Below are 11,881 nucleotides of genomic sequence, written 5' to 3' on the forward strand. Positions count from 1 at the left end.
GGTCGGCACCCTCGTGCCGGCCGGGGCGCCGGCGTGGTGCTGCCCGCGAATCGGCGAACCGCACCCATTCCGGGTCGCTCCCTTTCCGGGCCGCACCCTTTCCGGGCCGGGGCCGGCTGCCCGGGCAGACTGGAGGCCGTGAACAACCTCCCCGGGCCTCGACAGCCGCTTCCGGCCACCGGCGCACCACACGGCGCCCCGGGACTCTGGATGACACCGATCCGGGGGCGGGTCGCGGTGGCTGCTCTCGGCTGGGTGCTGGTCTACATCGTCGGCGCCGTCGTCGTCGTCATTCTCGGGATGCTCGCGGTGCGGGAGTGGGGAAGTGGACGACCACCCGCCGCCCCGCTGGCCCTGGCCGTGTTGGCCGGCACCGCGGTGGCCGCGCTCGCCGCCGTCCGGACCCACCTGCTGCGCCGACGGCGGCTGAGATGGGCGGACCTCGGCCTGCGACGTCCGGATAGGTCGCCTTTACATCTGCTGTGGCAGATCCCGGCGGTGATGGGCACGGGCATGGTGGCCTCGATGTTCGTCCTCCTCCCGCTCGCCCCCGCCGGGGAGACGGGGGACGACGCGGTCTCGGAGGCGCTCGGCGACCTCGTCTCCGGCGGCCCGGCCTACGTCGTGCTGGGCCTGGTCACCGTGGCCGTTCTCGTACCCGTCGTCGAGGAGATCGTGTTCCGGGGCATCGTGCTGCCGGCCCTGCGGGCGAGGTACCGGGCCGCGGTGGGCATCACGCTCGCGGGAGGCGTGTTCGCGGCGGTGCACTTCGTGCCGCCCGCGCTGCCGTACCTGCTGGTGGTGGGGATCGCGCTGTGCGCTATGGCCGAGTGGTACCGGTCGATCGTGCCCGGGATCGTGCTGCACGGGGTGAACAACGCGATCGTGTTCACGGGTGTGGTGGCCGGAGCCGGGGCACTCTGACCGCGGACCGGGCCGGACCGGGCCGGGCCGGGCCCGGCCTCAGGCGAGGAGCGCGGAGACCAGCAGCAGGACCGGCAACGCACCGAGCGTGGTGATGACCGCCGAATCCCGTGCGAGGAGTATCCCGTGTCCGTAGCGCGTGGCCACGACGAGCACGTTCTGTGCGGTGGGCAGCGCGGCCGCCACCACCACGGTGAGCAGCTCGTGGCCCTGCATCCCGAGCAGCTCGGCGCCGAGGGCGTAGGCGAGGAGCGGGTGCGCGATGAGCTTGAGAACGCTCGCGAGCCAGATCTCGCGGCGTGGTGACGCCCCGGCTTCGAGGACCTTCACGCCGTAGAGCGACATGCCGAACACCAACAGCGCGCCGGGGACGGAGATCTGGCCGATGAGTTTCACCGGCTCCAGCAGTGTCTCCGGCGGGGTCCACGGCACGGCAGCCATCACGACCCCCGCGAGCGCCGCCAGGACGATCGGGGTGCGGATGGCCTGCACGAGTGCGCCCAGGGCACCGCTGAGGGCGCCCCCGTTCCCGTGGGTGCCGTCCGTCCGGTCGGCATCCCGCGCCTGGGCGCGCTCGAGAACCGCGATGGCGATCGGCTGGAGGACGACCACCTGGAACAACAGCAGTGGCATGACGAAGCCGAGGTCGCCCAGGACATACAGAGCGATGGGGATGCCGAGGTTGGCCGAGTTCACGTACCCGGCGGACAACGCGCCGATCACCAGGTCGGACGCGGGTCGTCGGAGCCACATCCGGGCGATGGCCATGTAGAGGACCGCGATGATGATCGCGGAGACCGCGGACACCACGAACACGCCGGTGAAGACCTGGTCGAGCGTGGTGCGGGCGAGCGAGTCGAACAGCAGTGCCGGGGTGGCGACGAAGAACACCAGCCGGTTGAGGACCAGCCGGGCGTCGCTGCCGAGGACATCGGTCCGGGCGAGGAACCAGCCCAGGGCGACGAGTGCGACGATCACGGCGAAGCCGTTCAGGACACCTGCCACGGTGGGGAGCTCCTCGGATCAGGCGGCGGGAGGGGGCGCGGGGGAGACCAGCGGTAACGCCGATCGGGGCCGTGCGCTCCTTGTTCAGGAGGCACAGCCCCGATCGGGTTGCTGTTGCCTTAAGTCGGCGGCCCGGTGGGCACGCGCAGGACGAGCGGGCGCTGTCTGAGACCGCGCCTAGCGACGACTCAGCGGCTGGTGAAGGGCAGCAGAGCCATCTCGCGGGCGTTCTTGACCGCCACGGCGACCTGACGCTGCTGCTGCGGGGTCAGGCCGGTGACGCGGCGCGAACGGATCTTGCCACGATCGGAGATGAACGTGCGGAGGGTGTTGACGTCCTTGTAGTCGACGGTCTCGATGCCGGCGACCTTCAAGGGGTTCTTCTTGGGCCGGCGGCCCTCCTGGGCCCGGGCCTTCTTGGACGGGGTGCTACGTGCCTTAGCCATGATTACCTACTCACCAACTCGACTTCGTGACACCGGGCAGCTCGCCACGGTGGGCCATCTCGCGCATGCGAACGCGGGAAAGGCCGAACTTCCGGAGGTAGCCGCGCGGGCGGCCATCGGCGACGTCGCGGTTACGCACCCGCACGGGCGAGGCGTCACGCGGCATCTTGTTGAGCGCGGTCTGGGCATCCATACGTGCCTCGTCCGAGCTCTCGGGGTTCTTGATGATTGCCTTGAGCTCGGCGCGGCGCTCGGCGAACCGGGCGACCTTAGCCTTGCGCTGCTCGTTGCGCGCGATCTTGGACTTCTTGGCCACGGGTCAGCGCTCCTCTCGGAATTCGACGTGCTTACGGACGACCGGGTCGAACTTCTTGAGGACGATGCGGTCCGGGTTGTTACGACGGTTCTTGCGGGTCACGTACGTGAACCCGGTACCGGCCGTGGACTTCAGCTTGATGATGGGACGAATGTCGTTACGGGCCATCTCAGATCTTCTCCCCACGGGCACGGATACGGGCCACCACGGCCTCGATGCCGTCGCGGTCGATGGTCTTGATGCCCTTCGTCGAGACCGTCAGCGTGACGCGACGACCCTCGGAGGGCAGGAAGTAGCTACGACGCTGGACATTCGGGTTCCAGCGACGGTTGGTCCTGCGGTGTGAGTGCGAGACGGACTTGCCGAAACCCGGCTTCCGTCCCGTTACCTGGCAATGCGCCGACATGGCGTGGTTCTCCTTCCGCCCCGTCCTCGGTGGCGCGCGGCGGAGGAACGCTCGTCCTCCGGCCGGGGCCGGAGCAAGAGCGGATCGCCACGTCGCGAACACCTTGAGAGGCGATTGCAAACGTGCAGACAACAGCGATGGTCTAGTTTACGCAGCCGGTGGCCCGAAACGGTAATCGGCACGTCAGTGGTGGTATCGCCGCCGCTCACGCCGCGCCGGGCGGCGGGCGTCCGCGCTCGAATTGGGTGCTCGGCCATCATACGGGTACGATCTACCGATGCGTGTGCTGAGACCGGACTCCCCGGTTCGGCCACTGGCCACAGCGCGCCCCACTCGTGGGGCGAGCGCCAGACCCACAGTCTTCTACCGAGCTAGAGGGATCCAGTTATGAAGAACGATATCCACCCCGACTACCACCCGGTGGTCTTCCAGGACTCGGGCACGGGCACCAAGTTCCTCACCCGTTCCACCGCCACCAGCGACCGCACGGTCGAGTGGGAGGACGGCCAGTCCTACCCGCTGATCGTCGTGGACGTGACCAGCGAGTCGCACCCGTTCTGGACCGGCGCGCAGCGTGTCATGGACACCGCCGGCCGCGTCGAGAAGTTCCAGCGCCGCTACGGCAACCGCACCCGCCGCGCCAAGTGAGCCGCGGGGCGCACGCGCCCCGATCCACCTTTTAACCCGAGGACACACATCATGGCAGTTCCCAAGCGCCGCCTCTCGCGCGCCAACACCCATTCCCGTCGTTCGCAGTGGAAGGCTGACAACGTCGCCCTCCAGGAGACCAAGGTCGACGGCCGCGCCGTCGTCCTTCCCCGTCGTCTGGTGAAGGCCGCGAAGCTCGGCCTGGTCGACCTCGACCGCTGAACCGCCTCCGGCTGATTCCGATCAGCCGAGTACGGCGGTGCCCGGCGCGCCGCACGCACACGCCCGTCACGAACCCGGTGGATCCTCAGGGAGCCACCGGGTTCGTCGGCGTCTGAGGGGCCGTCTTCAGCGTCACTCTGTGATTCCTCAGCAGGGGTTCAGGCGCGTGCGCGAGACTGAGCGTCATGAAGATCCTCGTGGTAGACGACGACCAGGCGGTGCGCGAATCGCTTCGACGCTCGCTGACGTTCAACGGATACGAGGTCGACCTGGCCGGTGACGGGATCGAGGCCATCGAGATGGTGGACGAGGACCGTCCCGATGCCGTGATCCTCGATGTGATGATGCCCCGTCGGGACGGCCTCGAGGTGTGCCGGATCCTCCGTAGCCGAGGCGACGACCTGCCGGTGTTGATGCTCACCGCCCGTGATGCGGTGTCCGAGCGGGTGGCAGGGCTCGACGCCGGCGCCGACGACTACCTGCCCAAGCCGTTCGCGTTGGAGGAGCTGCTGGCGCGTCTGCGGGCACTGCTGCGCCGCCGGGGGCCCGAGTCCGAGGACGCCGACGAGGTGTTGGAGTTCGAGGATCTGCGCATGGATCTCGCGACCCGGGAGGTCACGCGAGGCGAACGACGGATCCAGCTCACCCGCACCGAGTTCTCGCTGCTCGAGCTGCTTCTGCACCACCCGCGACGGGTGCTGACACGCAGCCACATCCTCGAAGAGGTGTGGGGCTACGACTTCCCGACCTCCGGCAACGCGCTCGAGGTCTACATCGGTTATCTCAGGCGCAAGACCGAGGGAGAGGGAGAGGTCAGGCTCATCCACACCGTCCGTGGTGTCGGATACGTGCTGCGCGAGACGCCGTAGCGGTGGCAGCCGGCACGGTCGGGAGGAACTCCACACCGATCTCGTTGCACCAGCGGGTCACCCTGCTGGCGGCGAGCTCGGTGGGGGTCGCTGTGGCTCTCATGGCCGTCGCGGCCTACTTCGTCGTGTCCGGGTCCCTGTACAAGGGCGTCAACGAGCGGCTCCAACAGCAGGCGGACCAGCTGGTCAACAGCCAGCTCGCCTCGGAGTTCGCGCTGCAGTCCCGGAGTACGCTCATCGCGCTCCGGGCTTTCAACCCGAACCTCGACGCGCAGATCATCGCCCCGTCGGGCGGTCGCACCGCGACCGGCGAGCCGTTCCAGATCGGCGCACCCGAGATCGGGGTGGTTCGGGGCGAGGCGGAGTCGAGCCTGCGCGCCTCCGGGGGCAAACAGATCTATGCCGTCGGCGTTCGCGACGGCTCCACCCTGATCTTGGCCCAGGACCTCGGCCCCACCCGGGCGACGCTGAACAGGCTCGCGATCGTACTCACCCTGGTCGGGGCGGCGGGGATAGCCTTGGCCGCGGTCGCGGGCACCGCGGTGGGGCGGACCGGCCTGGCGCCGGTGGCCAAACTCACCAGAGCGGTCGAGCGGATCGCGCGCACCGACGACCTACGGCCCATCCCGGTCACCGGGGACGACGAGATCGCACGGCTGACCACCAGGTTCAACCAGATGCTGATCGCGCTCAGTGAGAGTCGGGAGCGGCAGGCGAGACTCGTCGCGGATGCCGGCCATGAACTCAAGACCCCTCTGACCAGCTTGCGGACCAACGTGGAGCTTCTCATCGCGGCAAGCCGTCCGGGCGCGCCGTCGATCCCGGACGACGATCGTCGGGAACTCGCGGTCGACGTGGTGGGGCAGATCTCCGAGCTGAGCCAGCTGGTCGGCGATCTGGTCGAGCTGGCTCGCGAGGACTCCGGGGAGGTCGAGCTGGAGCCGGTCGCGGTGTCCGAGGCCGTCGAGCGTGCGCTCGAGCGCGTCCGGCGTCGGCGACACGACGTCGACTTCCGGGTCGAGCTCGTTCCCTGGTACTCGTTCGGTGACTCCGCCGGCATCGAGCGGGCCGTGCTCAACATCTGCGACAACGCCGCGAAGTGGAGCCCCGGCGGCGGGACCGTCACAGTGCGCATGCGCCCGATCTCCGAGGCGGTGATGGAGCTGACCGTCGCGGATCAGGGGCCGGGGATTCCCGAGTCGGACCGACAGCTGGTGTTCGAGCGTTTCCATCGCTCGCGCGAGGCGCGGGCCATGCCGGGGTCCGGGCTCGGGCTGGCCATCGTGCATCAGGTCGTTACGCGGCACGGGGGCACCGTCGAGGTCGGCGAAGCCGAGGGGGGAGGCGCGGAAGTACGCGTGACTCTTCCGGGTAGCGAGGAGTCTTCCGTCTGAACCGACTGGTGGCGCGATTCCAGGCTCGTTTCAGCGGACACACAGCACCGTGGGGGACGATGGCGGGTATGGAGAACGAGAACGGTCGAGTCCCGGGTACATCCGGGTCCGGCGACGAATGGGCGTCGGGAACAGGTACGGGAGCGGGCGGTCACGGTCGGCAACCTGCGGGACAGTATCCGCATGGGGGACAGGGTCCTCACGGCCCGCAGAACCCGTATGCCGGCCCGTTACAGGGACAGGCGCAGGGCGCGGGTGGCGGAAGCGGGACCGGTGGGGGCGCGCAGCCGACTGCCGGCGGTCCCCAGCCCTTTCCCGGTGGTCCCGGCGGCCCCCAGCCGACCTCGGTGTTCCCTCCCGCTACCGGGCCGCAGCCCATGGACCCGTCGGAGCCGGGTGCTCCGCGGGAGAAGAAGCCCGGCCGGGGACTGCTCGTCGCGGGGATCATCGCGGCGATGCTGGTCTCGGGCGGTCTGGGTGGCTGGGTCGGAGCGAGTGTCGCCGGAGGCTCCGGTGGGGGGCTCTCCTCGCCGATCAGCATGTCGCAGCCGGAGAGTCAGGCGCCGGACGGCACCGCCGAGGCGGTGGCGGACAAGGTCCTGCCGAGCGTCGTCTCGATCGCCGTGCGCGGCCAGACCGGGAGTGGCGAAGGATCGGGCGTGATCCTCACCCAGGACGGCTTGATCATCACAAACAACCACGTGGTCGGTATGGCGGCTGCAGGCGGCGAAATCCAGGTCCGTTTCGATGACGGATCCAAGGCGCCCGCCCGGATCATCGGTACCGACCCGGCGACCGACATCGCCGTCATCAAGGCGGACACGTCCAAGGCGCTCACGCCGGTCTCCCTGGGTACGTCGGCGAACCTCAAGGAAGGCCAGGCGGTCGCGGCGGTCGGTTCGCCACTGGGGCTGTCAGGGACCGTGACCACCGGTATCGTCTCCGCGCTGGATCGCCCGGTGCGGGCCGGCGGCGCGCAGTCCGACCAGAGCACGGTGATCAACGCCATCCAGACCGACGCCGCCGTCAACCCCGGCAATTCGGGTGGCGCCCTGGTCAACATGAACGGTGAGCTGGTGGGCATCAACTCGGCTATCGCCTCCCTGGGCTCCGGGAACTCCGGGTCGATCGGCCTCGGGTTCGCGATCCCCGTGGATCAGGCCCGCCGTATCGCCGATCAGCTGATCAAGCAGGGTTTCGCCACGCGGGCGATGCTCGGGGTCTCGGTCAGTGACGCGCCCGGGAGTGACGGCGCCCTCGTCCGGGGGGTCGAGGCCGGCGGGCCGGCGGCGGAGGCGGATATCCGTGACGGGGCGATCATCAGCCGCGTCGGGGAGCGCATCATCGAGAACGGCGACGCACTGGTGGCGGCAATCCGCTCCCACGCCCCCGGGGAGACGATCAGTGTCACCTATGCTGCACGTGAGGGCGAGCAGCCGACCACCGTCGACGTTGTACTGGGAGAGGCGAGATGAGCACCAGATTCGATCCGCGGGCACTGCCCGGAGGCCGCAGGCTGCCCACCGAGGTGGAGTTCGATCCGGAGGCGGCCGAGCCCGTGGAGCCGCGCATCGCGGGCCGCGCCATGGTGGTGCTCGTGACCGACCGCTCCGGTGAACACGGGGACACCATCGGCCCGCTGGTCACCGAACTGCTTGAGGAAGAGGGCTTCCTCGTGGGCGGCGTGGTGGGGGTCGCCGCCGAGGAGACCGAGGTGCGTAAGGCGCTGGAGACGGCGGTCGTCGGTGGCTTCGACTTCGTGGTCACCATCGGCGGCACGGGCGTGGGGCCCCGCGACATCACGCCCGAGGTGACGGAGGAGATCCTCGACCAGCGGTTGCCGGGTATCGCCGAGGCCGTCCGTTCGTCCGGGCTGACCGCCGGTGCGGTCGACTCGATCGTGTCCCGCGGCTACGTGGGGGTCTCCGGCAGCACGGTCGTGGCCAACCTGGCACCGAGCCGGGCCGCGATCCGCGATGGCATGGCCACCCTGTGCCCGCTGGTCTCCTACGTCGTGGCGCAGCTGTCGGACCTCGACGAGTTGTGACCGACCGGAGCACGGCCCGGCCGGACACAGCCGGGTCGGATAGACCCCGCCCGGACAAGGCCCGGCTCGACGCCGTGTTCGACGAGACCCTGCCCGTGACCACCTCCGACGAGCGGCGCGGGCGGGACGGTCACCTGGACGACGACTGGTGGCGCGAGCAGCGCCCACCCCATCACGGTTGAACCGCGGTCCCCGGTCGGCCACGCAGAGAACCCCTGCTCCTTCAGGTGAGGAGCAGGGGTTCTCTGCTGTGCGGATCTCCCGCCCGCGCCCGGTTCCGGTGAGCTGGCAGGCTGCGGGTCACAGGTTGCTGGAGGGGCTCTGCGGGTCGGAGGGGTGCGTCAGGGGACGGCCGGCGAGCAGGTCGCGGATCTCGACCAGGAGGTCGTTGTCGCTCGCGGGGGCCTCGACGCCCTTGCGCTTGGCGGCGGCCTCCTTCATCGAGTTCATCGGTGCCACCAGGACGAAGTAGATGATCGCGGCGATCAGCAGGAAGTTGATGATCGCGGTCACGAGCATCCCGAAGTCCATGATGGTCTCGGGATTGTCCGGCAGTAGCTGGACCGCGAATCCGATCTCCTTGTTGCCGCCGAGAAGTGCGATGAGCGGATTGATGATCGCCGTGGTGAAGGCGTCGACGATGGTGGCGAACGCCGAACCGATGACAACGGCGACCGCGAGGTCGATCACGTTGCCCTGCATGATGAATTCCTTGAAGCCCTTGAGCATCGCGCACTCCTACCTGTCAGTGCCCGGTCCATCATGTGAATGGCCGTGCGTTCGTGTGTGGTGCGGACGGATAGTACCAACACCTCCGACCGGATCCGAAGCACTGTCAACAGTAGTTTTCATCCATGGACGATCACCGCGAGCGGCGTCCCGGCGGCGGTCGCGGCCAGCTCCGGCGCGGCGGATTCGGGGACCTCGACGAGGATCGACCGGCCTCCCGTGCGCGCGGGCGGAGCGTCGCGGACGCGGGCCGCCCGGGCCACGACAACCGGCGCGCCCCCGGTCGCCACGTCGTGGTCCGGGGTCGCTTCCGCATTCGCGCCTGCGGCGTCAGCGCGCGCGGTGCCGGTGTTCGCTGCCTCTGCGCCCGCAGCGGCGACGGCCACGAGGTCGACGAGGTCCCCGGGGCTGAGGACGTCGGCCACCGCGGGGTCGGCGAGCGGGATGGGAACGACCCGCAGGGCCTCGCCGTCTGCCGACCGGCGGTGCGGGGAGAAGTCCGAGAGGGTTCCCGAGCTTCCGGGAAGGCCGCCGTGAGCGGGGGTGAGGTCCCCGGCGGTGGCGTCCTCGGCGTCGTCGGCCCCGCCGGCGAACGGCGCGGCCAGCACGAGCGCACCCGCGAGGGCGATTCGAGCGGCGCGTCGGCGCCGCCAACGACCCGGTGCGGTCGCGGTGGCGATGGTCCCGCGCATGTGGATCCCCCGTCGGTCGGCGCCTAGGGCGGCGGTGTGGGGCCGACGGTACCGGCGGTCGGCCCCGACCAATCGAGGAAAACGGCGTGGGAGCCGGCGCCTGTGGAGGGGGAGCGGCCTGTGGAGAACCGGTTGCGGCAGGCGGTGGCGTTCGGTGCGACGACGACGCCGAGGCGGCGGCTACGTGCTGCCTACGTGGTGCCCGAGCTGCCGGACGAGCTCGAGCCGGAGGAGCTGGAAGCCGACGAGCTGCTGCTCGAGGACCCGCTGCTGGAAGAGCCACCGCTGGAGGAACCTGACGAGGAGCCTCCGGAGGAGTTGCCCGACGAGCCGGTGCCGCCGGACGAGCCCGCGCCGGCGCGGCTGTCGGTGCGGTAGAAGCCGGAGCCCTTGAACACGACGCCCACCGTGTTGAACAGCTTGCGCAGGCCGCCCCCGCACTGCGGACAGTCCGTCAGCGAGTCCTCGTCGAAGGACTGCTGGATGTCGAACGCGACGTCACAGTCGCGGCAGCGGTACGAATAGGTGGGCATGGGGCCTCCCGGGGAGCAGGGACAACGCCTGGCACTCTACTCCGCTGAGTGCCAGGTTTCGAAGTCGAGAAGCCCCTCCTCCGTGATCACGCCGTCCACCGCGCGGTCGTGGGCCTCGACCGGGACGCGCTCGACCACGTTCTCGGTATCCAGTAGCGCCAGCAGGCGGGTGCGTGGCCCCGCGAACTGAAGGGAACGGTCGTAGTAGCCGCCGCCCCGGCCGAGTCGGTTGCCCCGGCGGTCCACGGCCACGGCCGGCACCAGCACGAGATCGGCCCCGGCGATCGTCTCCGGACCTTCCGGTGGCGCCGACGGGACGGGGATGCCGAAACGGCCCGGCGCCAGGTCCGCGGGGCCGGCGTACTCCGCCCATCCCAACGGGCCCACCGCCGGGGAGACGGGGAGAAGAACACGCGCGCCGGAGTCGACGAGACGTGAGAGGAGTCCGGAGCCGCCGGCCTCGTCGTCGTCGGGAACATAGGCACAGACCACCATCCCGGCGGAGACGATCTCTCCCAGTCCGACCAGGATCGCGCCATCGCGCTCGGCGCGCACCGACGGCGGCACCGCGGCGCGCCGGGCGCGCACCACCCGCCTCAGTTCGGACTTGTCCATGGCCCCAGTCTGCCTGGCGACGGAGGGGCGCCGTCTCATAGGAGAGGCGCCGGGTTCGGGGCGAGGCGTGGCGTGGGGGAGTCAGGTCCTGCGTCTACAGTGATGCCCATGACGTCCACCGCTTCGTCCGACTCGCAGTTCCGGACCGCCGTCGTGCCCGCCGCAGGCCTCGGGACCCGGTTCCTGCCCGCCACAAAGACGGTGCCCAAGGAGCTGCTGCCGGTCGTCGACACGCCCGGTATCGAGCTCATCGCCGAGGAGGCCACCGAGGCCGGCGCGGGTCGCCTGGCGATCGTCACCTCCGAGCGTAAGGTCGGCGTGATGGCGCACTTCGCCGATGACCCGGTCCTCGAGGGCACCCTCGAGGACCGCGGCAAGGACGTGCTGCTGCACAAGGTGCGGCGCGCGCCCGGCCTGATCGAGGTCGTGGACGTGCGCCAGGAGGAACCGCTCGGGTTGGGGCACGCGGTCGCGCAGGTCGAGTCCGAGCTGGGCGCCGACGAGCAGGCCATCGCCGTGCTGCTGCCCGACGACCTGGTTCTGCCGTTCGGGATCCTCGGCCAGATGTCGGACGTGCGGGCCGCGCGCGGCGGCAGCGTGCTGTGCGCGTTCGAGGTGGATCCGGAGAACGTGTCCTCCTACGGCGTGTTCGAGGTCGAGGACACCGACGATCCGGCCGTGAAGAAGGTGCTCGGCATGGTCGAGAAGCCGGCTGCCGAGGACGCGCCGTCGAACCTCGCCGCGGCGGGACGGTACGTCCTGGACCGGGTGATCTTCGACGCGCTGCGGCGGATCGCCCCCGGCGCCGGTGGCGAGCTGCAGCTCACCGATGCGATCGACATGCTCATCGACGAGGGTCACCCCGTGCACGTGGTGGTGCACGACGGCGCCCGCCATGACCTGGGCAACCCCGGTGGCTACATCAAGGCGTGCGTGGACTTCGCCCTGGGCAATCCGGCGTACGCGGACGACCTGCGCGAGTGGCTCGCCGGCCGGCTCGGTTCCTGACACCGACCCGCCCCGGCGCCGACAACG

At 70.1% G+C, this 11,881-nt stretch carries 18 protein-coding genes; 9 read left to right on the top strand and 9 right to left on the bottom strand.

What is annotated here, in order from left to right; all coding sequences use genetic code 11:
* Positions 1-210 precede the first annotated feature (210 nt).
* The gene (locus ACWIE7_RS11610; protein ID WP_454069290.1) at positions 211-924 is read left to right on the top strand and encodes a CPBP family intramembrane glutamic endopeptidase; all 714 of its coding nucleotides are present in this window, start codon (positions 211-213) and stop codon (positions 922-924) included.
* A gap of 39 nt (positions 925-963) precedes the next feature.
* Here the strand turns inward: ACWIE7_RS11610 and ACWIE7_RS11615 are convergent, their stop codons facing one another.
* The 5 genes from ACWIE7_RS11615 to rpmB all read right to left on the bottom strand — a co-directional run bounded on the left by ACWIE7_RS11615 (position 964) and on the right by rpmB (position 3,097).
* Complete coding sequence (locus ACWIE7_RS11615) at positions 964-1,929, bottom strand: AEC family transporter (protein WP_454069291.1); 966 nt, start codon at positions 1,927-1,929, stop codon at positions 964-966.
* A 188-nt stretch (positions 1,930-2,117) separates the two neighbouring features.
* Positions 2,118-2,375 carry a 30S ribosomal protein S18 gene (rpsR, locus tag ACWIE7_RS11620; protein WP_230930083.1) on the bottom strand — a complete coding sequence of 86 codons (258 nt, stop codon included), beginning with the start codon at positions 2,373-2,375 and terminating at the stop codon, positions 2,118-2,120.
* 10 nt (positions 2,376-2,385) lie between these two features.
* Complete coding sequence (gene rpsN, locus ACWIE7_RS11625) at positions 2,386-2,691, bottom strand: 30S ribosomal protein S14 (RefSeq protein ID WP_182633241.1); 306 nt, start codon at positions 2,689-2,691, stop codon at positions 2,386-2,388.
* Positions 2,692-2,694: 3 nt separating this feature from the next.
* The gene (rpmG, locus tag ACWIE7_RS11630; protein ID WP_010542298.1) at positions 2,695-2,859 is read right to left on the bottom strand and encodes a 50S ribosomal protein L33; all 165 of its coding nucleotides are present in this window, start codon (positions 2,857-2,859) and stop codon (positions 2,695-2,697) included.
* 1 nt (position 2,860) lies between these two features.
* The gene (rpmB, locus tag ACWIE7_RS11635) at positions 2,861-3,097 is read right to left on the bottom strand and encodes a 50S ribosomal protein L28 (RefSeq protein ID WP_230930081.1); all 237 of its coding nucleotides are present in this window, start codon (positions 3,095-3,097) and stop codon (positions 2,861-2,863) included.
* A gap of 387 nt (positions 3,098-3,484) precedes the next feature.
* Between rpmB and ACWIE7_RS11640 the strand changes: the two genes are divergently transcribed.
* The 7 genes from ACWIE7_RS11640 (at position 3,485) to ACWIE7_RS11670 (ending at position 8,459) form a co-directional block, all read left to right on the top strand.
* A complete protein-coding gene (locus tag ACWIE7_RS11640) occupies positions 3,485-3,745 on the top strand; it encodes a type B 50S ribosomal protein L31 (protein ID WP_230930080.1) in 261 nt (86 codons plus the stop codon).
* A 51-nt stretch (positions 3,746-3,796) separates the two neighbouring features.
* Positions 3,797-3,967 carry a 50S ribosomal protein L32 gene (gene rpmF / locus ACWIE7_RS11645; RefSeq protein ID WP_230930079.1) on the top strand — a complete coding sequence of 57 codons (171 nt, stop codon included), beginning with the start codon at positions 3,797-3,799 and terminating at the stop codon, positions 3,965-3,967.
* Between the two features lie 185 nt (positions 3,968-4,152).
* Positions 4,153-4,836 (top strand): response regulator transcription factor, encoded by a 684-nt coding sequence (locus ACWIE7_RS11650; protein ID WP_230930078.1) that lies wholly within the window; start codon positions 4,153-4,155, stop codon positions 4,834-4,836.
* 2 nt (positions 4,837-4,838) lie between these two features.
* Positions 4,839-6,230: an ATP-binding protein gene (locus ACWIE7_RS11655; RefSeq protein WP_452098686.1), complete on the top strand. Its 1,392-nt coding sequence runs from the start codon at positions 4,839-4,841 to the stop codon at positions 6,228-6,230.
* A gap of 377 nt (positions 6,231-6,607) precedes the next feature.
* Positions 6,608-7,705: a S1C family serine protease gene (locus ACWIE7_RS11660; RefSeq protein ID WP_452098687.1), complete on the top strand. Its 1,098-nt coding sequence runs from the start codon at positions 6,608-6,610 to the stop codon at positions 7,703-7,705.
* Positions 7,702-8,277 (top strand): MogA/MoaB family molybdenum cofactor biosynthesis protein, encoded by a 576-nt coding sequence (locus ACWIE7_RS11665; RefSeq protein WP_452098688.1) that lies wholly within the window; start codon positions 7,702-7,704, stop codon positions 8,275-8,277. The genes ACWIE7_RS11660 and ACWIE7_RS11665 overlap by 4 nt, the downstream gene beginning before the upstream one ends.
* Positions 8,274-8,459: a hypothetical protein gene (locus ACWIE7_RS11670; protein ID WP_454069292.1), complete on the top strand. Its 186-nt coding sequence runs from the start codon at positions 8,274-8,276 to the stop codon at positions 8,457-8,459. Before ACWIE7_RS11665 ends, ACWIE7_RS11670 begins: the two co-directional genes overlap by 4 nt.
* Positions 8,460-8,577: 118 nt before the next feature.
* Here ACWIE7_RS11670 and mscL read toward each other — a convergent pair whose 3' ends face one another.
* The 4 genes from mscL to ACWIE7_RS11690 all read right to left on the bottom strand — a co-directional run bounded on the left by mscL (position 8,578) and on the right by ACWIE7_RS11690 (position 10,846).
* The gene (gene mscL, locus ACWIE7_RS11675; RefSeq protein WP_452098691.1) at positions 8,578-9,006 is read right to left on the bottom strand and encodes a large conductance mechanosensitive channel protein MscL; all 429 of its coding nucleotides are present in this window, start codon (positions 9,004-9,006) and stop codon (positions 8,578-8,580) included.
* A 119-nt stretch (positions 9,007-9,125) separates the two neighbouring features.
* Positions 9,126-9,698: a hypothetical protein gene (locus ACWIE7_RS11680; protein WP_452098692.1), complete on the bottom strand. Its 573-nt coding sequence runs from the start codon at positions 9,696-9,698 to the stop codon at positions 9,126-9,128.
* 191 nt (positions 9,699-9,889) lie between these two features.
* Positions 9,890-10,231, bottom strand: coding sequence for an FmdB family zinc ribbon protein (locus tag ACWIE7_RS11685; protein ID WP_454069293.1), 342 nt, complete (start codon positions 10,229-10,231; stop codon positions 9,890-9,892).
* Between the two features lie 36 nt (positions 10,232-10,267).
* Complete coding sequence (locus tag ACWIE7_RS11690) at positions 10,268-10,846, bottom strand: 5-formyltetrahydrofolate cyclo-ligase (protein WP_452098693.1); 579 nt, start codon at positions 10,844-10,846, stop codon at positions 10,268-10,270.
* Positions 10,847-10,954: 108 nt separating this feature from the next.
* Here ACWIE7_RS11690 and ACWIE7_RS11695 point away from each other — a divergent pair, with 108 nt between their 5' ends.
* A complete protein-coding gene (locus ACWIE7_RS11695; protein ID WP_454069294.1) occupies positions 10,955-11,854 on the top strand; it encodes a UTP--glucose-1-phosphate uridylyltransferase in 900 nt (299 codons plus the stop codon).
* The last annotated feature ends 27 nt before the right edge of the window (positions 11,855-11,881 follow it).

The organism is Dietzia sp. NPDC055343 (genome assembly GCF_053645265.1).